The sequence below is a fragment of the Mesorhizobium sp. M7A.F.Ca.US.008.03.1.1 genome, from assembly GCF_003997495.1.
Classification (GTDB): domain Bacteria; phylum Pseudomonadota; class Alphaproteobacteria; order Rhizobiales; family Rhizobiaceae; genus Mesorhizobium.
The window spans coordinates 1-20,572 of the sequence record NZ_RZRU01000038.1 but is presented as its reverse complement, the minus strand read 5'-3'; the positions used below and the strand labels follow the sequence as shown (position 1 = coordinate 20,572).

Sequence of the window (20,572 nt, the reverse complement as noted above, 5' to 3'; positions counted from 1 at the left end):
GCTTCTGGTCCAGCGCATGGCGGGAGCGCGATGCCGGCAGCGGAAACAACCTGCTGCAAGGCCGGCCGTCCAGCGAATGCCGTGCGGACGCCTGCTGGATCGAGATCGGGTCGCTGCTGTGTCTGGCATCGTCATGGCGCATCCTGTATAGGCCCTTCCAATCCCCTGGGGCCGCTCATGTCGTTCATTCCAGACACCACCACGCTGATCCAGTTCGCCATCGCCACGATCATCCTGGCGATCACACCGGGGCCGGACATGACCCTGTTCGTCTCGCGCACGCTGAGCCAGGGCCGCGCCACCGGCTTTGCCTCGATGGCCGGCGCGCTGTGCGGCACGCTGATCCACACCACGCTGGTGGTGGTCGGCGTCTCGGCGCTGATCGTCGCCTCGCCGATGGCTTTCCTCGTGCTGAAGATCTTTGGCGCCGGCTATCTCGTCTTCCTGGCCTGGCAGGCAATCACCAGGGGCTCGGCCTTTTCGCCGGAGAAGAAGACAGGCCCCGAGATTTCACTGTTGCGCAGCTGGGCGGCGGGCCTTGGCGTCAATCTGCTCAACCCGAAGATCATCCTGTTCTTCATGACCTTCCTGCCGCAGTTCGTCTCCGCGCATGATCCGAACGCACCGGGAAAGCTGTTTTTCCTTGGGCTGATGTTCATCGTGCTGTCGGTCCCGGTGACAGTGCCGATGGTGCTGGCGGCGGAAAAGTTTTCGGCGGCGATGAAGGCCAGCCCCCGCGTCACACGGGTGGTCGACTATCTCTTTGCCGGCGTGTTTTCCGCTTTCGCGCTCAAGATCCTGACAGCCCAGGCGAAGTAGGCGCCGTCATCCTGTCCGGCTATCCTCTCCTGATCCTGATTCGCCTTGCCACCAGCTTGCGGCCCAGCGCCCGGCGCTGAGCCAATAAAAGATACCACCGACCATGCCGCTGCCGATCACGGCCATGATGGCGCTGGTGTCCCTGACGGCGAAGGCGGTGTCATCGCTGTGGTCGGAAAGCCCGAGGAAAACACCGGCAACCACCGCGCCTGCCAGCGCATAGAACAGCCAGTCGCGCCGGCCCAGGATTTCGGCAAGCAGGATGACGACAGAGGCCGGCATCAGGGCGAAATAGGCGACGAACAGGGCGGCGAAGGGAATTGAGAAATACAGGGATGCCGTTGCCGTCGGGTGCGCATGCTCCGGCGTGTAGCCGAGCGATGCCAGCAACAGGATGTTGAGGAAGGCGCTCGCCGCCAGCGAGGCGACGGCATAGCCGAACAGGATGACGGTGAAACGGACGAGGTAGCCGACGAGACGCGCCATCAATCTCGGCCCGGATTCTGTCGCGTGCCGGACCTGCGTCCAGCCAGAAGCCAGTAGACCGAACCGGCGGCGATGCCGGCGGTGGCGAGAAAACCCAGAAAGCCCGGATTGAACACAAAGCTGCTGGCCGAGCGCGGCATGGATACGCCAAAGGCGATGGACGTGATCGCACCGATGGCGGCGAAGTAGAACCATCCTCGAAGTGAAAACCGTTCGGCGACAAAGAGCGCCGGGCCGACGATCAACAGCGCGCCGATCATTACGGTCAACACGGCGAGCGGGAAGGAGCCCAGCCAGTCGAAGGCGAAAATGATGGACCAGTTGCCATCATCGATGCCTTCCAGAAGCGCGATCAGCAGCACCGGCACCAGAATCGAGGTCAGCACCGCGGCGACATAGCCGACCGCCATGATGGCTAGACGTTTCAACCGGGCGAAGCGGCGGTTCACGCCTCGCCGTGCCCCGCTATCATCATCGCTTCCAGCGCCAGCCGGTCGACCTTGCGCATGCGCTCGGAGTCGGATTTGAGCTGGCCGCAGGCGGCGAGAATGTCGCGGCCGCGCGGCGTGCGGATCGGCGAGGCATAGCCGGCATTGTTGATGTAATCGGCGAATTTCTCGATCGTCTCCCAGTCCGAGCACTGGTAATTGGTGCCCGGCCACGGGTTGAACGGGATCAGGTTGATCTTGGCCGGAATGCCCTTGAGCAGCTTGATCAGTCCCTTGGCGTCCTCGATGGAATCGTTGACGTCCTTCAGCATCACATATTCGAAGGTGATGCGCTTGGCGTTCGACAGGCCGGGATAGGCGCGGCAGGCGGCGATCAGCTCGGCGAGCGGATACTTCTTGTTGATCGGCACAAGCAAGTCGCGCAGATCGTCGTTGGTGGCATGCAGCGAGATCGCCAGCATGACGCCGATCTCCTCGCCGGTGCGGAAGATTTCCGGCACGACGCCAGAGGTCGACAGCGTGATGCGCCGCTTCGACAGAGACAGGCCGTCACCGTCGGAAGCGATCAGCAGCGCCTTCTTCACCGCCTCGAAATTGTAGAGCGGCTCGCCCATGCCCATCATGACGATGTTGGACACTTTCCTGCCCTCGGCCGGCACGATGGCGCCGTCGGGCGTGTCGCGGTCGGGAAAATCGCCGAGCCGGTCGCGGGCGGTCAAAAGCTGGGCGAGGATCTCTTCAGCCGTCAGATTGCGCACCAGCTTCTGCGTGCCGGTGTGGCAGAACGAGCAGGTCAGCGTGCAGCCCACCTGCGAGGAGATGCACAGCGTGCCGCGACCCTCTTCGGGAATATAGACGGTCTCGATCTCGACCGGCCTGCCGGCGCCGCGCGGCGGAAAGCGGAACAGCCATTTGCGCGTGCCGTCGGCGGAAATCTGCTCCTCGACGATCTCGGGCCTGGCGACGGTGAAGTGCTTGTCCAGCTCGGCGCGCAGATCCTTGGAGATGTTGAACATGCCGGCAAAGTCGGAAACGCCGCGCACATACATCCAGTGCCACAGCTGCTGTGCGCGCATTTTCGCCTGGCGCTCGGGCACAGTGCCTGATGCAACCAGAGCCTCGGCGAGTTCGACCCGCGTCAGGCCGATCAGCGACGGCTTTTCGGGCTTTGCCGAGCGGGCGCGCAACGCGTCGCGGGCGCCGTCAGTGGTGAGATCGAATGAAAGGGTCATGGTTGCACTGATATAAGCGGTTTGCGGCCGATTTCACGCATCGTGCCGGAAAGGAAGCGCGGCGCATAGCACAGGTTGAGCGCAGAGTCATGGGTTGTGCCGGTTTAACCTCTGGCCTGCACGTGTTAGAGCTCGATACTCCCCGCCCGAGGACAGACATGGCCGGCACATCGCGAAGATATCCCATGCTGCGGCGTTCGCGCGCGATGTGGGGCTCGCGGCGGGTGTGGCAGCCGCGCCTGGTGTTCTGGGCCGGGGCGCTTGGCATCGGTGTGATCAGCGTGCTCTTCGCGGTGCTGGCGGACAGGGCGCAGGAACTGTTTCACCTGATGACAGGAAACGCAGGCGGCTGGCGTTTCTATCTCCCGCTTGCCATTACGCCGTTGGGTTTCGTGCTGTGCGCCTGGCTTGCCCACACCTTTTTCCCCGGCTCGCAAGGCAGCGGCATTCCGCAGGCGATCGCCGCCCGCCATCTTCGCGACGACGAGGACCGCGGCCACATCCTGTCCCTCAAACTGGTGGTCGGCAAAATCATGCTCACCATCGTCGGCCTGTTCTGCGGCGCCTCGATCGGCCGCGAGGGTCCGACCGTGCAGGTCGGCGCGTCGCTGATGCTGCAGGCGGCACGCTGGGGCGGCATGGTGCAGGCCCGGGGCCTGATCCTGGCCGGGTCGGCCGCCGGGATCGCCGCCGCCTTCAACACGCCGCTGGCCGGCATCGTCTTCGCCATCGAGGAGATGGGCCGCACCTACGAGGCGCGCACCAACGGGCTGGTGCTGACGGCGGTGATCCTGGCCGGCCTCGCCTCGCTCGGCCTGCTCGGCAACTACACCTATTTCGGCGTCGCCAGGGAGACGATCTCGTTTGCCGCCGAGTGGCCGCTGGTGCTTGCCTGCGGCATCATCGGCGGCGGGTTCGGCGCGCTGTTTTCGCTGCTGGCGTTGAAGGCGACACGCCGGATCCGGCGCTGGAACACTGGGCAGCCTTTGCGGCGCGCCTTGCTGGTCGCGGCCGTCTGCGGGCTGCTGGTTGCAGTGATCGGCATCGCGTCGGGCGGGCTGACCTTCGGCACCGGCTATATGCAGGCGCGCGGCGCCGTCGAAGGCACGCCGCTGCCCCCAATCTTCTTTGCCGAAAAGTTCCTGGCGGGACTGCTGTCGATGATCTCGGGCATTCCGGGCGGCATCTTCGCGCCCTCGCTGGCGGTCGGCGCCGGCATCGGCAGTTCGCTCGGCCTCCTCTTCGGCGTCAGCACGGGGGCTGCGGCACTACTCGGCATGGCCGGCTACTTCGCCGGCGTGGTGCAGGCGCCGATGACAGCCTTCGTCATCATCCTGGAGATGACCGGCAATCACGACAATGTCATCGCGCTGATGCTGGCCTCGATGCTGGGCTATGGCACGGCGCGCATGATCTCGCACGAACCGCTCTACCACGTGCTGTCGCGTGTCTTCATCGCCGAGGCGATCCGGCGACGGCGAGCGGAGGCCGGGCCGGGATCGGGGCAAGGCTGAAAGCAAAAAGGCCGGGCTTGCGGCCCGGCCTTTCATTCAAAACGAAGTGCGTGCTTGCACTCTTTGCCTATTTGCACTTGGCAATCGACGTCAGCGCCGCCGAAATGCCCTTCAGCGAGAAGACATAGGAGGTCGGGTTGCCGCGGCCGGACTTGGCCGTCACCTTCATGTCGGTGCCGGTTTTCATCGCGGCGATCAGCACCGGCTCCTCGGCGGCATTCTCGACCCAGGCCGATTTGCCGCGGGTGAACATCGAAAATGTCTTCTTGTCGATGGTCACGGTGGCCTTTGAGCCTTCCTGGAAGCTGTAGCCGGCAATGAATTGCGGCTCGTATGACACTTGCTGGCCGGGCCGCTGGCTGACGAAGAAGAACATGTCGCCATGGTCGAGCGTCGGCGGCTGCTTGTCGGTCGGCACGGTCAGGACATAGCAGACCTTGCCGCCCGATGCCTGGTAACTGTAGGTGCCCCAGGCATTGTGCTGGCCGATCTTGGTCGCCGACTGCGCCAGTGCCGGCGCTGCCACGGCCACCAGGACCAGGCTCGAAACTATAGCAATCAATCCGCGCATCGCTTTTCCCGTATTCCAAATGGTGCGGAGGCAGGCCGGCTTGGCGTCCTGCCCGTCGCTTCATTTTGATTTAATCTGGGTTACCAAACGGTGAATTTCCGAAGAGAAAAGGACCCTCACCCGAGGAAACCACCGCCATTCCCGCGCCGCCGCCTTGCGAGCGGGTGTCGCGACATCCCTTTGGCGACTTGGAGGCCACGAAAGCGGCAAGAGTTTGACTTTTTACGCTGTCGCTGAAAGCCGGCTTCAACGGCGTTCCGCGCGCGTGTTCAGCCCTTGTCGGCCATGGCGTCCCTGGCGGCCTGCCGGTGCGCAGTGGTGATGTGGGCACTGACGGCGGTGATCGCGGCGGTGAGCACGGCGATGTCGTCGGTGAAGCCAAGCCCGAAGACGAAGTCGGGGATGACATCCACCGGCAGCACGAAATAACCGAGCGCGGCCAGCAGAATGCCTTTGGCGCGCAGCGGCGTGTTCTTGTCCATGGCGCAGTAGTAGGCGGCCACCACCTCTTCCATGAAGGGGATCTGCCGCGCGGCCTTCTTGGCTGTGCGCCAGAATTTCTCGCGCACTTCGCCCTCGTTTGCCAGCTTGCCGCCAAAGCCGAAGAAATCAAAACCGGATTGTTGCGCCATCAGTTTCTCCTTGCAGAGCCCGTGCGCATCCCGGCGCATGCCCGCGGGGGAAAATGTGGTGAAACCCGACCCCCGCTACAAGATGCCGGTGCCGATTTGGGCCTGCCGAGGCGATACCAGGCCTCAGGCGCCGGCAAAACGGTTCATTTTCTTGGCCAGATCGATATCGAGCGCGGTGACGCCGCCGGCATCGTGGGTGTTCAGCGTCACGTCGACGGTCTTGTAGACATTCGACCAGTCGGGATGATGATCCATGGTCTCGGCTGCGAGCGCGACGCGGGTCATGAAGGCGAAAGCCTCGGAGAAATTCGCGAAGGTGAATGTGCGCTTGATGGAGGCGCCGTCTTCCGCCAGCGCCCAGCCGTCGAGACCGGTCAATGCGGCTTCAGCGGCTTGCCTGCCCAGTTTCTCTCTCGCCATGTCCCTATCCTGTGCTATTCGAAAACGACCCTCACCATAGCGACGGATCGATGAGCGCGAAGCCCATAAATTCCATTCTCTTCGTCTGCCTCGGCAACATCTGCCGGTCGCCGCTGGCGGAAGGTGTCTTCCGCGCGGTTTGGGCCGAGCGCGGGTCGGCCCGGGATATGCTGCTCGATTCAGCGGGAACCAGTGACTGGGAGGCCGGCTCTGCCCCCGATCGACGCGCGATCGCGGTTGCGGTGCGGCACGGCGTCGACATTTCCGGGCAGAGGGCGCGCAAGGTCACGCCGCAGGACCTCCACCGTTTCGACCTGATCCTCGGCATGGACCGGTCGAATGTCGCCGACCTGAAGGCGCTGGCGCCGGCGGCCGTGCAGGACCGCATCCATCTGTTCCTGGAGTTCGCGCAGGGAAAGGCACGCGACGTGCCGGATCCTTATCATGACGAGGCAGAAGCCTTCGCTTCCGCCTATCGCATGATCCGCGAGGCGTCGGAGGCGCTGGCGACAAGGCTGGAGGCGCGGGCGTCCGTGCCTGACAGCGGCCAGGCCTCCTCGACGATGTAGGGTCCGCCGCCGACCGAATCGCGCGACGACATCAGCACGAAACGGCCGATGCGGAACGGCAGCGTCGAGAAATTGCCGCGCGCCGACAGATATTGGGCGACGTCCAGCGGGGTCGAATTGCGTAAGCGCGCCAGCGTCACATGCGGCATGAATTTGCGCGGGTCGGCCGGGATGCCGAGCCGCTGGCAGATGCGGTCGATCTCACCTTGAAGGGCGGCCAGATCAGGCGAGGCGGAAGCGCCCGCCCACACCGCATGCGGCTTCTTCTGGCCGAAAGCGCCGACCCCGGACAGCGCCAGCGAGAAGGAAGGGCGGTGGACGCGGTCGAGCGCGTTGGCGATCTCGTCGGCGACATGGCCGGGAACATCGCCGATGAAGCGCAGCGTCAGATGGTAGTTTTCGACATCGATCCAGCGGGCTCCCGGCAAGCCGCCCCGCAGCAGGGACAGCGAAAGGGCAGCGTCACGCGGAATTTCGAGGGCGGTGAAAAGACGCGGCATGAAGAGCCTCCCTTCCTCGAATCGAACTGTCACCCATAGCGAATCATCGATAGTCAAACGGAGCAAGAGGTTTGTTGGCCACAGTCCCTGTTAAAAGCTCGCCGGGCGGAAACAGTTCCAATCCGCTAGGAATCGCCCGGCACGGTCGCGATCACCTTCTCTACCGTCGGCAGGATGCGTTCGACCATCTGGTCGACGCCTTGTGCGCTCGGATGCAGGCCGTCCTCGAGCTGCATGCCGGGCTGGCTGGCGACGCCGTCGAGAAAGAACGGGTAGAGCGCGACGTCGTATTTCTTCGCCAGGTCCGGAAAAATGGCGTCGAAGGCGCTCTGGTAGTCGGGACCGAGATTGGGTGCGGCGCGCATGCCGGCCAGAAGCACGGCAATCTTGCGCTGCTTCAGCTTGCTCAGCATCTCGTCGAGGTTCTTCCTGGTGATGTCGGGCGAAACGCCGCGCAGCATGTCGTTGGCGCCGAGTTCGAGGATGACCAGCTGCGTGCCGTCCGGCACCGACCAGTCGAGCCGCGCCAGGCCACCGCTCGTCGTGTCGCCGGAGACGCCGGCATTGGCGACGGTCACATCGTGGCCCTTGGCGCCAAGCGCCGCCTGCAGCCTGTCGGTAAAGCCCTGCTCCGGGCCAAGGCCGAAGCCCGCCATCAGGCTGTCACCGAAGCCGACGATCTTGAACGGCTCGGCACGCGCCGACGACATGGCGCCGCAAACGGTGAGGAAAACCACCAAGCCTGCGGCAATACTGCGTTTGAAAGACATGCGGCAGGCCCCATATGAACAAGGAATTCTTCCGGCGACGGCTTCCGGCAAGCAGAGCCTTCATCCTCCATATAGGACGCTTTCATTTTGACAGAAGCCGTCATCGCGCTGAAAGACGTATCCCTGACCCTCGGCGAAGGGGCCTCTTCCGTCCATGTGCTGAAGGGCGTCAGCCTCGATGTGGCGGCTGGCGAGGCGACCGGCATCGTCGGACCTTCGGGCTCCGGCAAGTCGACATTGCTGATGGTCCTGGCAGGCCTGGAAAGGGTCGATTCGGGTACGGTCCGAATCGCCGGCGAATTGCTCAACGGCAAAAGTGAGGACCAGATTGCTTCGTTTCGTGGCCGAAACATTGGCATCGTATTCCAGTCCTTCCATCTTATTCCCAACATGACGGCTCTCGAAAATGTCGCGGTGCCGCTGGAGCTGGCCGGCCATGCCGATCCGTTTTCGGTGGCGGCACGCGAGCTGGCGGCAGTTGGCCTCAGCGACCGCGTCACCCACTATCCCGGCGAATTGTCGGGCGGCGAGCAGCAGCGCGTGGCGATCGCCCGGGCATTGGCGCCGTCCGCGCGCATCCTGATCGCCGACGAGCCGACCGGCAATCTCGACCAGGCGACCGGGCGGCAGGTCGCCGACCTCCTGTTCGCCAAGGCGGCCGAGCGCGGCATGACGCTGGTGCTGGTGACCCATGATCCGGCGCTTGCGGCACGCTGTTCGCGCCAGGTTTCGATGCGCTCGGGCCGGATCGAGGCGCCGGCGCCTGTCAAGGTGACGGCCTGATGCCGCTATCCCGGACGTTGAGGCTCGCGGTCCGCTTCTCACTGCGCGAGATGCGCGGCGGCCTGTCCGGTTTCCTGATCTTCCTCGCCTGCATCGCGCTCGGCGTCGCGGCCATCGGCGGCGTCAACTCGGTGGCGCGTTCGATCACCGCCGGTGTCGCCAATCAGGGCCAGACGCTGCTTGGCGGCGATCTTCGCTTCCAGATCAACCAGCGTGACGCCAGCCAGGCGGAGCGCAGCTTCCTTGACGGGCTCGGCACGGTTTCCCGGACCGCCAGCATGCGTTCGATGGCGCGTCTGGCTGACGGATCCGACCAGGCGCTGGTCGAGGCCAAGGCGGTCGACCATGCCTATCCGCTCTATGGCACGCTGGAGACCGCGCCGGCACTGTCGAAACAGGAACTGTTCGGCGAAGAGTTCGGCGTCTTCGGTGCGGCGGCACCCGATCTTCTGTTCGAGCGGTTGCACGTCAAGATCGGCGACCGGCTGAAGCTCGGCACCGCCACTTTCGAACTGCGCGCCAGGCTGGTCGCCGAACCGGATGCCGTGTCCGACGGTTTCGGCTTCGCGCCAAGGCTGATGATCTCGACCGAAGGGCTGGCGGCCACCGGACTGATCCAGCCGGGCAGCCTGGTCGAGAATGCCTACAAGATCCGGTTGCCGGCAGATGCCGACGAGGTGCGGCTGAAGGCCGTCCAGGACCAGGCCGCCACGGATTTCCCCGAAGCAGGCTGGTCGATCCGCACACGCAGCAACGCGGCGCCCGCGCTGTCGTCCAACATCGAACGTTTCTCGCAGTTCCTGACCCTGGTCGGGCTGACGGCGCTGGTGGTCGGCGGTGTGGGCGTCGCCAATGCGGTACGCGCCTATCTCGACGGCAAGCGCGGCGTCATCGCCACCTTCAAGAGCCTGGGCGCTTCGGGCGGCTTCGTCTTTGCCGTCTATCTCGTGCAGATCCTGATCATAGCCGGATTGGGTATCGTGCTGGGCCTTGTGCTCGGCGCACTGATGCCGTTCGCGGCGAGTGCGGCCTTGCAATCCGTCATTCCGGTGCCGGCCGAAGGCGGCTTCTATCCCGGCGCGCTCGGCATGGCGGCGCTGTTCGGCCTGCTGGTGACGTTGGCTTTCGCGCTGCTGCCGCTCGGCCGCGCCCGCGATGTGCCGGCAACCGCGCTGTTTCGCGAGATGGGGCTGGAAGGCCGCGGCTTGCCGCGCCCCGCCTATGTCGCGGCGGCCATAGGCATCGCGCTGTTGCTGGCGGCGCTGGCCATTCTGTTCTCGGGCGACCAGCGCATCGCCTCGATCTTTGTCGGCGCTACCGTCTTCGCCTTCCTGGTGCTGCGCGTGGTCGGCGCACTGGTGCAATGGGCAGCCAGGAAAAGCCCGCGCGTGCGCTTCGTGGCGCTCAGGCTCGCCATCGGCAACATTCATCGGCCAGGCGCCTTGACGCCATCGGTGGTGCTGTCCTTGGGGCTCGGCCTGACGCTGCTGGTGACGCTGGCGCTTATCGACGGCAATCTCAGGCGGCAGATCTCCGGCAGCCTGCCGGAACGGGCGCCGAACTTCTTCTTCGTCGACATCCAGAGCGCCGATGTCGCGTCTTTCTCGGCGCTCATCGGCAAGGAGGCGCCGCAGGGCGTGCTGGCCAAGGTGCCGATGCTGCGCGGCCGGGTGATGGCGCTGAACGGTGTCGATGTCGACAAGGTGAAAGTGCCGGCGGAAGGCGCCTGGGTGCTGAGGGGGGACCGCGGCCTGACCTATGACACCAGGCAGCCGGAGAACGCGACGTTGACCGAGGGCAGCTGGTGGCCCGAAAATTACAGCGGCGAACCGCTGGTTTCGTTTTCGGCGCAAGAAGGCAAGGAGATCGGGCTGAAGCTCGGCGACACCATCACCGTCAATGTGCTGGGCCGCAATGTCACGGCCAGGATCGCCAATTTCCGCCAGGTCGAATGGGAGACGATGGGCATCAATTTCGTCATGGTGTTCTCGCCCAACACATTCGCAGGCGCCCCGCATGGCTGGATGGCGACGCTGACCGAAAAGAGTGCCTCGACGGCCGACGACGCCCGCATCCTCAACGCCGTCACCCGCGCCTTCCCGGCGGTGACGACGGTGCGGGTCAAGGACGCGCTCGATGTCGTCAACCGGCTGGTCGGGCAACTCGGCACGGCGATCCGGGCCGCGGCCGGCGTGGCGCTGATCGCCTCGGTGCTGGTGCTGGCCGGCGCGCTTGCCGCCGGCAACCGGGCGCGCATCCACGACGCGGTGGTGCTGAAGACGCTGGGCGCGACGCGCAGGACGCTGATATCGGCCTTCTCGCTCGAATACATGCTGATCGGGCTGGCCACGGCGATCTTCGCGCTGGCGGCAGGCAGCGCCGCCGCCTGGTTCGTCGTCGCGCGCATCATGACATTGCCGTCGCATTTCATGCCCGAGGTGGCGGCGGCGACCATTTTGTTCTCGCTGGTGATCACCGTCGGCATTGGTCTCGCCGGCACCTGGCGGGTGCTCGGCCACAAGGCAGCACCGGTGCTGCGCAACCTGTGACGACAGGCCGGAATGGGCATCCTGGATTAAATCTTGGTAAGAAAGCGGTCCGAAAAGCCGAGGAATCGGCACTTCGCCCCCTCACGAACCGTTACATCCGGTTACGGTCTTGTTCTTGACGCGAATAACCATCATATTTCGCCACAGGCATGCTGGAGCCCTGCCAGCGGCGCCTGGGTCCGGAAGGACCTGACACCGGACGGGGCAGAAGCAAATAGAGGACTACAATGGCTGATCCCATTCGCAACTACCAGACGCGCGCCGTGCCCGGCGTCAGCGTCGGTGCCGACATCGATCAGGGCCTGCGCGCCTACATGATCAAGGTTTACAATCTGATGGGGCTTGGCCTCCTCATCACCGGTCTTGCCGCCGTCGGCACGATCATGCTGGCTACAACCACCGATCCGGCTTCGGCTGTCGCGACGCTGCCGAGCGGCGAGATGCTGACCTCCTTCGGCTACGCGATCTTCGGCTCGCCGCTGCGCTGGGTGGTGATGCTGGCGCCGCTGGCCGCCGTGTTCTTCCTGTCGTTCAGGATTCAGTCGATGAGCGTCGCTGCCGCGCAGACCACGTTCTGGGTCTATGCCGGTCTCGTCGGCCTGTCGCTGTCGTCGATCTTCCTGGTCTACACCACAGCGAGCATCTCGCAGACCTTCTTCGCCACCGCCGCGGCCTTCGGTGCGCTGTCGCTGTTCGGCTACACGACCAAGCGTGACCTGACGGCGATGGGCTCGTTCCTGATCATGGGCGTGTTCGGCATCATCATCGCGTCGGTGATCAACATCTTCCTGCAGTCGTCGGCTCTGTCTTTCGCCGTCTCGGCGATCGGTGTGCTGGTCTTCGCCGGCCTCACCGCCTACGACACGCAGAAGATCAAGGAGATGTATTTCGAGGGCGATGCTACCGATGTCGCCGGTCGTAAGGCCATCATGGGCGCGCTCAGGCTCTATCTCGACTTCATCAACCTGTTCATGTTCCTGCTGCAGTTCATGGGCGACCGTCGCTAGTTCAGCAGCGCTGGACCATCGAGTTCCAAAAGGGCGGCCCAACGGCCGCCCTTTCCTTTTGTGCCGGGCTTTGCTGTTATTGCAAGCAGAGAAATGGCATGCATAAATTATGAGCATTATTACGATTCGACCCGCGACAGCGGCCGACCTCGACCGGATCACGGACATCTATGCCGACGCGGTGACCCAAGGCACGGCGAGCTATGAGCTGGAGCCGCCAAGCCGCGCCGAGATGGGCACGCGATTCGACGCTTTGGTGGCCGGCGGCTTTCCTTACCTGGTGGCGGAAAAGGACGGCGCCGTGCTCGGCTATGCCTATGCCGGCGCCTTCCGGCCGCGCCCGGCCTATCGCTTCATCGTCGAGGATTCGGTCTATGTCGCGCCCGAGGCCAAGGGCCAGGGCGTCGGACTCAAGCTCATGCAAAGCCTGATCGAGGCGGTGCGGACGGCGGGCTTTCGCCAGATCATCGCGGTGATCGGCGACGGCCGTCCCGACAGTGCCTCGGTGCGGCTGCACGAAAAGCTCGGCTTTCGCCATTCGGGGCGCCTTGAAGGCTCCGGTTACAAGCACGGGCGCTGGCTGGACACGGTGTTCATGCAGCTGTCGCTGAATGGCGGGGCATCGGCGCCACCGATCCCAGTTCGCTGCCGGAGCGGAAGTTTCGCCTTAGAGGGGACTGAAGAAGGAAATGAAGAATTGGGAAATTGGGGAATTGGAGAAACTGAAGAACTGAATAACTGAATAACTGAAGAAGAAGGCGGTTAGATCAGGCGTCGAGTGCCTTTTCATCAATTCTCCAGTTCTTCAATTCCCTGCCTAACCTCCTCCTCAGGCCTCGACCACTTTCAGCTTGCTATCGAATATCCCAAGCACGCGGCCGAGTTCCTGGCCTCGCTTCAAGATACGGCCGCCGGCGGCGATGACGGCAAAGGCGCCTTGCTTGCGGGCCAGTTTCGGATCCTTGACGATCTGGAACAGCGGCACTTCGCTGGTGCGGCGGAATACGGAAAACACCGCGCGGTCTGCGAGATGATCGATGGCGTAGTCGCGCCATTCATTGGCGGCGACCATGCGTCCGTAGAGCCTGAGGATCTGATCCAGCTCGCGCCGGTCGAACCGCACCGGCTGATCGAGGCGCTCGCGTCGCGCCTCGTGCAGCGGGATCAGTATTGCGGATGCGTCCCCATCCCCTGTCCCGCCGCTGTCATCGGTCATGCCTCGATCCTTCAAAATGAATCTTTGCCAACCAAAGTTGGCGTGTTCGCGGCTGAATTGCAAGACCTGGCGAAGCGCCTTGCGCCGCGCTGTTTCCGTCACGTCCAGTCACTTTTTTGAAACGCCGTGTTGGAATTGGTGATGCTTCGCCACATTTCCACCTTTTTTTATCCGCGCTCATGCCCCAATGTCCGACGAATTTACCGGCGTTGCCTGAGACGGTTCGGTCCGGCACCGGCTCGTAAACCCCAAGCCCCCCGCCCACGGGTCTGCGTCGGATCGAACCAACCTCGGCTCTTCTTCGGAAGAACCGGGTGCGACGATCCCAAAACCTAAATGACCGACGTCAGAAGCAAGCTGACGTCGGTTTTTTCATATCTGGTGCGTCGAGTGCGGTTTTTCACCGAGCGTCGCGTCCCCCTCACCCGAATTGCCAACCGAATTGCGAAGGGGCAATTCGGGACAATCCGACCTCTCCCCGAGGGGAGAGGAGATCGCGGCGGCGCTTTACACCTTCTCCCCTCCGGGGAGAAGGTGGCCGCGAAGCGGCCGGATGAGGGGGGCCTCCCATCCACAGTCCTAGCGAAGATGGGGGCGACGCCGGCGTCCGTTACGGCTTGTGAATGAACGCAGCGCCGAGAATGGGGCCGGGCATGCCGTCCTTGCCGACCGACTGCAGCAGCACGGCGCAGCCGCCCTTCTTGGCAATCTCGCTCATCGGCAGTTCGTAGCGCTGTGCCTTGCCATGCCACATGCCGGCGGTTTGGATGCCGGTGACGGCGTTCCAGTAGGTCATCTTGCGGCCGGTATTCTCGCCCTCGCCGACTTTGACCGTCTGCGGCGGGTCGAAATAGACGATGACGACATGGGCGTCGCTGGGGCCGTTGCCGGCATCGCCGGCGTCGATCATCACGCGGTCGCTTGTGCGGCTGACCTTGACGGGGACGCGCATGCCTTCGCCGCTCTTGGCCATGCGGGCGAGCGCGCCATCGACCTCGCCGCGGCTGGCGCCGTTGACGTGGACGCGGCCATTGATGACGGCCTGCGGCGTATAGACGGAGCGGCTGCCGAAGGCGCGCATATAGTCGTATTGCCGCTCGGTGTTCTCCTTGCGGCCCAGCGTGTCCTGCCAGCCGAGATAGTCCCAGTAGTCGACGTGATAGGCGAGCGCGACGATGTCTTCCTTGGCGGCAAGTTCGGAGAACAGCGTATCGGCCGGGGGGCAGGAACTGCAGCCCTGGCTGGTGAACAGTTCGACCACACCCAATGGTTTTTCGATTTGTGGCTTGTCGGACTCGCCGGCATACAAGGCGCTGACAGACGCCGAGAAGGCCAGCGCAAAGGCTGCCAGCCACAATGATTTTCGCGAGGCCATTGCCATTCCGATTCCCGCCGGTGGTGCCGGCTTTATCTTGATTGCTAAAATATGTGGCAGAAGCGGAAGTCAACGGGAAGTCACGTTGCGGTGAAATTTTGCCATTGCAGCCGACCGCAACGGCGCAATAGGAGAAGGTCTGCGCTTCAGGATAGAAACCGATTCGGGCGGCAATCACGATGTGGCAAACGTTTTTGGCGCCGGTCGACCTCTATTGCGAGCGGACCGGCCCGGAATTCTGGTCCGAGCCGGTCAACGCCCTGACCAACCTCGCCTTCATCGCGGCCGGCCTGTGGGGCGTGCGCGAGGTGCGAAGGCTGGGTACCGGCACCTTCGCCGAGGTGCTGGCCTGGTGGGTGGTGGCAATCGGCATCGGCTCGACGATCTTCCACACCTTTGCCACCAAGGGCACGGTCTGGGCCGACGTGCTGCCGATCGCCGGCTTCACGCTGGCCTACACGCTGTTCAACCTGCGCCGCTTCCTCGGCCTGCCATGGGGCAAGGCCATCGCCATCTTCATTGCCTTCTATGTGATTGCCGGGGCGATAACCCTGGCCGTGCCGGACTGGCTGCGCCAGGCGTCGAACGGCACGACGGGCTATCTGCCGCCGTTCCTGGCGCTCGCCTTCTTCGGCACGCTGGTGGCGGCCAGCGGCAATCGGGCCGGCTGGTACAATCTGGCGGGATCGGCGATCTTCGTGGTGTCAGTTGTCTGCCGGATGATCGACCCGCTGGTCTGCGGCAGCTTCCCGCTCGGCACTCACTTCCTCTGGCACATCCTCAACGGGCTGATGCTCGGCGTGCTTCTGGCGGCAGCGGCGCGTTTTGGGGCGCCGAAGGTGAGTGAGTAGTGAGTAGTGAGAGGTTCTTCCCCTACTCACTACTTCCTACTCACTATTTCCTACGCAGCCAAGTCGCGCAGCACGTATTGCAGGATGCCGCCATTCTTGAAGTAATCGAGCTCATCCAGCGTATCGATGCGGCAGATGATCGGCACGTTCCTCACCGTGCCGTCGCCATAGGTGACCTTGGCGATCATCGTCTGGCGCGGTTTGATGGTGCTCAAGCCGTCGATCTCGACCAGCTCGTCTCCCTTGAGGTTGAGCGATGCCCATGAAGTGCCTTCCTCGAAGACGAAGGGGATAACGCCCATGCCGACCAGGTTCGAGCGATGGATGCGCTCGAAGGACTGGGCGATGACCGCGCGGACACCAAGGAGATTGGTTCCCTTGGCCGCCCAGTCGCGCGACGAGCCGTTGCCGTATTCGACGCCGGCGAAGACAACCAGCGGCACGCCTTCCCTTTTGTATTCCATCGCCGCGTCGTAGATCGATTCCTCTTCCTTCGACGGGTAGTGGATGGTGTAGCCGCCCTCGCGGCCGTTCTCGCCCAGCATGTGGTTGCGGATGCGGATGTTGGCGAAGGTGCCGCGCATCATCACCTCGTGATTGCCGCGCCGCGTGCCGTACTGGTTGAAGTCGGCGACGCCGACGCCGTGGTCGGTGAGGTATTTGCCGGCCGGCGAGGCCGCCTTGATCGATCCGGCCGGCGAAATGTGGTCGGTGGTGATCTTGTCGCCGAACAGGCCGAGCACCCGGGCGCCCTTGATGTCGCCGATCTTGCCGAAACCTGACGTCATGCCGGCGAAATAGGGCGGGTTCTGCACATAGGTCGAGTTGTCGTCCCAGGCATAGGTCTGGCCTTCCGGCGCCTTGACGTTCTGCCAGTACTCGTCGCCCTTGAAGACGTCGGCATATTTGCGGGCGAACAGTTCGCGGGTGACGTTCTTCTCGATGAACTCCTGGATCTCGGCCGAGCTTGGCCAGATGTCCTTGAGATAGACCGGGTTGCCGTTCTTGTCCTCACCAAGCGGCTCGGTCGTCAAGTCCTTGGTGACGGTTCCAGCCAGCGCGTGCGCGACGACCAGCGGCGGCGAGGCCAGATAGTTGGCCTGCACGTCGGGCGAAACACGGCCTTCGAAGTTGCGGTTGCCGGACAAGACCGCGGCGGCGATCAAGCCCTTGTCGTTGATGGTCTTGGAGATCGGCGCCGGCAGCGGGCCGGAATTGCCGATGCAGGTGGTGCAGCCGAAGCCGACCAGGTTGAAGCCGATCTGGTCGAGTTCCTTCTGCAGGCCGGATTTCTCCAGATATTCAGCCACCACCTGGCTGCCCGGCGCCAGCGAGGTCTTCACCCATGGCTTCTGCTTCAAACCGAGGCGGTTGGCGTTGCGGGCCAGGAGGCCGGCGCCGATCAGCACGCTCGGGTTCGAGGTGTTGGTGCAGGAGGTGATGGCGGCAATGACGACATCGCCGTGACCGAGATCATGGTCGGTGCCTTCGACGGCGTAGCGCTTGTGGATTTCGGCGGCCTTCTTGTATTCGGTCTCCATCGCCTTGGCGAAGCCTTCCGGAATGCCTTCCAGGGCGACGCGGCCCTCTGGCCGCTTGGGGCCGGCCATCGACGGCACGACGGAGCCAAGTTCCAGCTCGAGCAGGTCGGTGAAGACAGGGTCGGCCGAGCCGGTTTCACGCCACAGGCCTTGCGCCTTGGCATAGGCTTCGACCAGCGCGATGCGGTCTTCGCTGCGGCCGGACATTGTGAGATAGCGGATGGTTTCCGAGTCGACCGGGAAGAAGCCGCAGGTGGCGCCATATTCGGGGGCCATGTTGCCGATGGTGGCGCGGTCGGCCAGCGTCATGTTGGAGAGGCCCGGGCCAAAGAACTCGACGAATTTGCCGACGACGCCCTTCTTGCGCAGCATCTGGGTGACGGTGAGCACGAGGTCGGTGGCGGTGACGCCCTCTTTCAGCTTGCCGGTGAGGCGGAAGCCGATCACCTCAGGCAAAAGCATGGAGACCGGCTGGCCGAGCATGGCCGCCTCGGCCTCGATGCCGCCGACACCCCAGCCGAGCACGCCCAGGCCGTTGATCATGGTGGTGTGCGAATCGGTGCCGACGCAGGTGTCGGGATAGGCGGTGGTTTCGCCGTCCTCGGTGTTGGTCCACACCACCTGGCCGAGATATTCGAGGTTGACCTGGTGGCAGATGCCGGTGCCGGGCGGCACGACGCGGAAGTTGCGGAACGCCTGCTGGCCCCATTTCAGGAATTTGTAGCGCTCCTCGTTGCGCTCATATTCGAGCTCGACATTGCGGGCGAAGGCCATCGGCGTGCCGAATTCGTCGACGATGACGGAATGGTCGATGACGAGGTCGACCGGCACCAGCGGGTTGATCTTCTGCGGATCGCCGCCGAGCGAAGCCATGGCGTCGCGCATCGCGGCAAGGTCGACCACGGCCGGAACGCCGGTGAAGTCCTGCATCAGCACGCGGGCCGGGCGATAGGCGATCTCGACGCCGGCGGTGCCCTTGTCGGTCAGCCAGCCGGCCACCGCCTGGATCGATTCCTTGGTGACGGAGCGGCCGTCCTCGTTGCGCAGCAGGTTTTCCAGCAGCACCTTCATCGAATAGGGCAGCTGAGAGATGCCGGTGAGGCCGTTCTTCTCGGCCTCGATGAGGTCGAAATAGGCATACTCCGCGCCGCCTGCGGTCAGCGTGCGGCGGCAATTGAAACTGTCGAGGGATTTTGACACGTGCGATCCTTGTCTGTTCAGCCTGAAAGGGAACGGACGCCGATGGCATGCAATCACGCGCAAAGGTGCGGGTACGGCCATTTCCGCTGTCCGTTCCCAAGCAACCCGAGCCGTTCAAGGCGGCGCGTGCGCTGGTTCGGCGCTAATTCTGTTCCCGTGCCGACCGCTGGCACGGATGCACCGCATATAGAGAATTTTCTGGAATAGTTCTAGACAGTTGGAAAGCAAATTTGTGCGATGCGGCAGCGACCGCGACACATGGTTTCAGGGCAGGCGAGGAATGCGGCTGATCGCCGAAAATCTGGGCGGCGAGCGAGGCGGCGACGCGGTGTTTTCCGGCATCGGCCTTGCCCTTGAGGAGGGCCAGGCGCTCATCGTCACCGGGCCGAACGGATCGGGCAAGTCGACCTTGCTGCGGGTGATCGCCGGGCTGCTGCCGGTGGCGGAAGGCAGCGTGAGGATCGAGGGTGGCGGCGAAGCGTTCCCGTCTGTTGCCTCGGCCTGTCATTACCTTGGCCACCATAACGCAATGAAGCCGGCGCTCAGCGTGGCTGAGAATTTGCGCTTCTGGCGCGATTTCAATGGCGACGGACAGCTCGGCGTCGAAGAGGCGCTGGAAACGGTCGGGCTCGGCGGCATCGGCCACCTGCCGTTCGGCTATCTATCGACCGGGCAACGGCGCCGCGCGGCGATCGCCAAGCTTTTGGTCAGCCACCGGCCATTGTGGCTGCTGGATGAGCCGACGGCGGGGCTGGACAAGGCTTCGGAGGCGCGGTTCGCGGGACTGATGACGAAGCATTGCGCGGATGGTGGGATGATTGTCGCGGCGACGCATCTGCCGCTGGGGTTGGACGGGGCACAGGCGTTGGTGATGGGGGAAGCCGGTTGATGTGGGTGCTCTACGGCGCCCTCCTCTGCCCTGCCGGGCATCTCCCCCTCAAGGGGGGAGATCGGAACTCGCGTCGGCCTTCGCTAATCTCCAACGTCCGAAGGCCGGCGAGACGCATGAACTGCCAATCTTCCCCCTTGAGGGGGAGATGGCCGGCGGGCCAGAGGGGGGTGCCTTGGCAAAGGCATCTCAAATCATGCTAGCCCTCTTCCTGCGCGACATCCGCCTCAACATCCGTGCCGGCGGCGGGGCGCTGACCGGGGTCATCTTCTTCCTCGCCGTCATCGCCACCATCCCGTTCGGAGTCGGGCCGGATCTGAAGCTGCTGGCTCGCATCGGTCCGGCGATCCTGTGGATCGGTGCGCTGCTGTCCTGCCTGCTCGGCCTCGACCGGCTGTTCCAGTCCGATCGCGAGGACGGCTCACTCGATCTCCTGGTGCTTGGCAATGATCGCCACATGCTGGCCTTGACGGTGCTAGTGAAATGCCTGGCGCATTGGGCGGGCAGCGTGCTGCCGCTGGTCATCGCGGCTCCTTTGCTCGGCCTGTTCATGAACATGGAGCCGCTCGGCATCGGCGCCACGGCGCTGACCCTTCTGGTCGGCACGCCGGCCATCACGTTCATCGGCGCCGCCGGTGCTGCGGTGGCGGTGGCGCTGCCGCGTGGCGGGCTGCTGATCTCGGTGCTGGTGCTGCCGCTGACCATCCCGGTGCTGATCTTCGGTGTTTCGGCAAGCTATGGGGCGACCGCCAATCCCGATCCGTTTTTGCAGCCCTTCCTCATTCTTGCCGCGCTGACCCTGTTTCTTGGCGTGCTGGGTCCGGTCTCGGCGGCGCTGGCGTTGCGCCATGGCACGGATTGACGCGGCGTATGACTGCGGCGCGGCGACCGATTGCGAAGCCGACGGAGCGAGGCTAAGGAAAAGCATGTCTAGACTGGGCGACATGATCGGTTTGGAAGGCCGCACTTCAGCGGGGCCTGCCGCATGAGACTTCCTGTGTCAACCTTTGGCGAGCAAGACGGCTGCGGCGGGGTGTCTGTCTGGATTGTAGAGTGTACCGTCCTGCCAGGTGCGCCAGAGGATTCTGAGCCAAGCTCTGGCAAGGATGCGAACGGCATGAGGGTGTCTGCACCCTCGCTTTCTGGCGTCCTGATAGACCTTTGCAGCCCAAGGGCTGGCATGTCTGGAGTTGTCGGCG

General features: G+C 64.0%; 20 protein-coding genes and 1 pseudogene. 10 read left to right on the top strand and 11 right to left on the bottom strand.

What is annotated here, in order from left to right; translation table 11 throughout:
• Window positions 1-177: 177 nt before the first annotated feature.
• Window positions 178-819 carry a LysE family translocator gene (locus tag EOA16_RS31180; RefSeq protein WP_127261559.1) on the top strand — a complete coding sequence of 214 codons (642 nt, stop codon included), beginning with the start codon at window positions 178-180 and terminating at the stop codon, window positions 817-819.
• Between the two features lie 6 nt (window positions 820-825).
• Here EOA16_RS31180 and EOA16_RS31175 read toward each other — a convergent pair whose 3' ends face one another.
• From EOA16_RS31175 to rlmN, 3 genes are read right to left on the bottom strand one after another with little or no spacing between them, the layout of a single operon-like run.
• Complete coding sequence (locus tag EOA16_RS31175; RefSeq protein ID WP_127261558.1) at window positions 826-1,305, bottom strand: hypothetical protein; 480 nt, start codon at window positions 1,303-1,305, stop codon at window positions 826-828.
• Complete coding sequence (locus EOA16_RS31170; RefSeq protein ID WP_127261557.1) at window positions 1,305-1,754, bottom strand: hypothetical protein; 450 nt, start codon at window positions 1,752-1,754, stop codon at window positions 1,305-1,307. Before EOA16_RS31170 ends, EOA16_RS31175 begins: the two co-directional genes overlap by 1 nt.
• Window positions 1,751-2,986 (bottom strand): 23S rRNA (adenine(2503)-C(2))-methyltransferase RlmN, encoded by a 1,236-nt coding sequence (rlmN, locus tag EOA16_RS31165; protein ID WP_127261556.1) that lies wholly within the window; start codon window positions 2,984-2,986, stop codon window positions 1,751-1,753. The genes EOA16_RS31170 and rlmN overlap by 4 nt, the downstream gene beginning before the upstream one ends.
• Window positions 2,987-3,144: 158 nt before the next feature.
• On the opposite strand from rlmN, the gene EOA16_RS31160 reads away from it, so the two are divergent.
• A complete protein-coding gene (locus tag EOA16_RS31160; RefSeq protein WP_127261555.1) occupies window positions 3,145-4,500 on the top strand; it encodes a chloride channel protein in 1,356 nt (451 codons plus the stop codon).
• Window positions 4,501-4,567: 67 nt separating this feature from the next.
• Here the strand turns inward: EOA16_RS31160 and EOA16_RS31155 are convergent, their stop codons facing one another.
• The 3 genes from EOA16_RS31155 to EOA16_RS31145 all read right to left on the bottom strand — a co-directional run bounded on the left by EOA16_RS31155 (window position 4,568) and on the right by EOA16_RS31145 (window position 6,123).
• Entirely contained in the window at window positions 4,568-5,071 is a 504-nt protein-coding gene (locus tag EOA16_RS31155) for an invasion associated locus B family protein (protein ID WP_127261554.1), read from the bottom strand.
• A gap of 269 nt (window positions 5,072-5,340) precedes the next feature.
• Entirely contained in the window at window positions 5,341-5,703 is a 363-nt protein-coding gene (locus EOA16_RS31150; RefSeq protein WP_127261553.1) for a YkvA family protein, read from the bottom strand.
• Window positions 5,704-5,826: 123 nt separating this feature from the next.
• Window positions 5,827-6,123 (bottom strand): 4a-hydroxytetrahydrobiopterin dehydratase, encoded by a 297-nt coding sequence (locus EOA16_RS31145; RefSeq protein WP_023811314.1) that lies wholly within the window; start codon window positions 6,121-6,123, stop codon window positions 5,827-5,829.
• A gap of 50 nt (window positions 6,124-6,173) precedes the next feature.
• Between EOA16_RS31145 and EOA16_RS31140 the strand changes: the two genes are divergently transcribed.
• Window positions 6,174-6,692: a low molecular weight protein-tyrosine-phosphatase gene (locus tag EOA16_RS31140; protein ID WP_127261552.1), complete on the top strand. Its 519-nt coding sequence runs from the start codon at window positions 6,174-6,176 to the stop codon at window positions 6,690-6,692.
• Here the strand turns inward: EOA16_RS31140 and thpR are convergent.
• Together thpR and EOA16_RS31130 are read right to left on the bottom strand one after the other, a co-directional pair.
• Entirely contained in the window at window positions 6,596-7,192 is a 597-nt protein-coding gene (thpR, locus tag EOA16_RS31135; RefSeq protein WP_023811312.1) for an RNA 2',3'-cyclic phosphodiesterase, read from the bottom strand. The two genes, EOA16_RS31140 and thpR, sit on opposite strands and share 97 nt — an antisense overlap.
• A gap of 125 nt (window positions 7,193-7,317) precedes the next feature.
• Entirely contained in the window at window positions 7,318-7,962 is a 645-nt protein-coding gene (locus tag EOA16_RS31130; protein WP_127261551.1) for an arylesterase, read from the bottom strand.
• An 87-nt stretch (window positions 7,963-8,049) separates the two neighbouring features.
• Between EOA16_RS31130 and EOA16_RS31125 the strand changes: the two genes are divergently transcribed.
• The 4 genes and pseudogenes from EOA16_RS31125 to EOA16_RS31110 all read left to right on the top strand — a co-directional run bounded on the left by EOA16_RS31125 (window position 8,050) and on the right by EOA16_RS31110 (window position 12,982).
• Entirely contained in the window at window positions 8,050-8,745 is a 696-nt protein-coding gene (locus EOA16_RS31125; protein WP_127261550.1) for an ABC transporter ATP-binding protein, read from the top strand.
• Window positions 8,745-11,294, top strand: a complete 2,550-nt coding sequence (locus EOA16_RS31120) for an ABC transporter permease (RefSeq protein ID WP_127261549.1) — start codon at window positions 8,745-8,747, stop codon at window positions 11,292-11,294. The genes EOA16_RS31125 and EOA16_RS31120 overlap by 1 nt, the downstream gene beginning before the upstream one ends.
• Window positions 11,295-11,521: 227 nt before the next feature.
• On the top strand, window positions 11,522-12,301 hold the full coding sequence (locus EOA16_RS31115) for a Bax inhibitor-1/YccA family protein (protein ID WP_023811308.1): 780 nt from the start codon (window positions 11,522-11,524) through the stop codon (window positions 12,299-12,301).
• A 109-nt stretch (window positions 12,302-12,410) separates the two neighbouring features.
• Window positions 12,411-12,982: pseudogene (locus tag EOA16_RS31110) on the top strand (N-acetyltransferase family protein).
• Window positions 12,983-13,130: 148 nt separating this feature from the next.
• Here the strand turns inward: EOA16_RS31110 and EOA16_RS31105 are convergent.
• Both EOA16_RS31105 and EOA16_RS31100 read right to left on the bottom strand, forming a co-directional pair.
• The gene (locus EOA16_RS31105; RefSeq protein ID WP_127261548.1) at window positions 13,131-13,517 is read right to left on the bottom strand and encodes a DUF2794 domain-containing protein; all 387 of its coding nucleotides are present in this window, start codon (window positions 13,515-13,517) and stop codon (window positions 13,131-13,133) included.
• A 610-nt stretch (window positions 13,518-14,127) separates the two neighbouring features.
• Window positions 14,128-14,898, bottom strand: coding sequence for a thioredoxin family protein (locus EOA16_RS31100; RefSeq protein WP_127261547.1), 771 nt, complete (start codon window positions 14,896-14,898; stop codon window positions 14,128-14,130).
• Window positions 14,899-15,071: 173 nt separating this feature from the next.
• Between EOA16_RS31100 and EOA16_RS31095 the strand changes: the two genes are divergently transcribed.
• On the top strand, window positions 15,072-15,743 hold the full coding sequence (locus EOA16_RS31095) for a ceramidase domain-containing protein (RefSeq protein ID WP_127261546.1): 672 nt from the start codon (window positions 15,072-15,074) through the stop codon (window positions 15,741-15,743).
• Window positions 15,744-15,793: 50 nt separating this feature from the next.
• Here the strand turns inward: EOA16_RS31095 and acnA are convergent, their stop codons facing one another.
• The gene (acnA, locus tag EOA16_RS31090; protein ID WP_127261545.1) at window positions 15,794-18,484 is read right to left on the bottom strand and encodes an aconitate hydratase AcnA; all 2,691 of its coding nucleotides are present in this window, start codon (window positions 18,482-18,484) and stop codon (window positions 15,794-15,796) included.
• A 280-nt stretch (window positions 18,485-18,764) separates the two neighbouring features.
• Here acnA and ccmA point away from each other — a divergent pair, with 280 nt between their 5' ends.
• Both ccmA and ccmB read left to right on the top strand, forming a co-directional pair.
• The gene (gene ccmA, locus EOA16_RS31085; RefSeq protein ID WP_127261544.1) at window positions 18,765-19,373 is read left to right on the top strand and encodes a heme ABC exporter ATP-binding protein CcmA; all 609 of its coding nucleotides are present in this window, start codon (window positions 18,765-18,767) and stop codon (window positions 19,371-19,373) included.
• A gap of 196 nt (window positions 19,374-19,569) precedes the next feature.
• Window positions 19,570-20,235, top strand: coding sequence for a heme exporter protein CcmB (gene ccmB / locus EOA16_RS31075; RefSeq protein WP_127261543.1), 666 nt, complete (start codon window positions 19,570-19,572; stop codon window positions 20,233-20,235).
• Window positions 20,236-20,572 lie beyond the last annotated feature (337 nt).

Bases quoted from the DNA above. Each gene is read 5' to 3' on its own strand.
- EOA16_RS31180 (WP_127261559.1), top strand. From the start codon at position 178: ATGTCGTTCATTCCAGACACCACCACGCTGATCCAGTTCGCCATCGCC.
- EOA16_RS31175 (WP_127261558.1), bottom strand. From the start codon at position 1,305: ATGGCGCGTCTCGTCGGCTACCTCGTCCGTTTCACCGTCATCCTGTTC.
- rlmN (WP_127261556.1), bottom strand. From the start codon at position 2,986: ATGACCCTTTCATTCGATCTCACCACTGACGGCGCCCGCGACGCGTTG.
- EOA16_RS31160 (WP_127261555.1), top strand. From the start codon at position 3,145: ATGGCCGGCACATCGCGAAGATATCCCATGCTGCGGCGTTCGCGCGCG.
- EOA16_RS31155 (WP_127261554.1), bottom strand. From the start codon at position 5,071: ATGCGCGGATTGATTGCTATAGTTTCGAGCCTGGTCCTGGTGGCCGTG.
- EOA16_RS31150 (WP_127261553.1), bottom strand. From the start codon at position 5,703: ATGGCGCAACAATCCGGTTTTGATTTCTTCGGCTTTGGCGGCAAGCTG.
- EOA16_RS31145 (WP_023811314.1), bottom strand. From the start codon at position 6,123: ATGGCGAGAGAGAAACTGGGCAGGCAAGCCGCTGAAGCCGCATTGACC.
- EOA16_RS31140 (WP_127261552.1), top strand. From the start codon at position 6,174: ATGAGCGCGAAGCCCATAAATTCCATTCTCTTCGTCTGCCTCGGCAAC.
- thpR (WP_023811312.1), bottom strand. From the start codon at position 7,192: ATGCCGCGTCTTTTCACCGCCCTCGAAATTCCGCGTGACGCTGCCCTT.
- EOA16_RS31130 (WP_127261551.1), bottom strand. From the start codon at position 7,962: ATGTCTTTCAAACGCAGTATTGCCGCAGGCTTGGTGGTTTTCCTCACC.
- EOA16_RS31120 (WP_127261549.1), top strand. From the start codon at position 8,745: ATGCCGCTATCCCGGACGTTGAGGCTCGCGGTCCGCTTCTCACTGCGC.
- EOA16_RS31115 (WP_023811308.1), top strand. From the start codon at position 11,522: ATGGCTGATCCCATTCGCAACTACCAGACGCGCGCCGTGCCCGGCGTC.
- EOA16_RS31105 (WP_127261548.1), bottom strand. From the start codon at position 13,517: ATGACCGATGACAGCGGCGGGACAGGGGATGGGGACGCATCCGCAATA.
- EOA16_RS31100 (WP_127261547.1), bottom strand. From the start codon at position 14,898: ATGGCAATGGCCTCGCGAAAATCATTGTGGCTGGCAGCCTTTGCGCTG.
- EOA16_RS31095 (WP_127261546.1), top strand. From the start codon at position 15,072: ATGTGGCAAACGTTTTTGGCGCCGGTCGACCTCTATTGCGAGCGGACC.
- ccmA (WP_127261544.1), top strand. From the start codon at position 18,765: ATGCGGCTGATCGCCGAAAATCTGGGCGGCGAGCGAGGCGGCGACGCG.
- ccmB (WP_127261543.1), top strand. From the start codon at position 19,570: ATGCTAGCCCTCTTCCTGCGCGACATCCGCCTCAACATCCGTGCCGGC.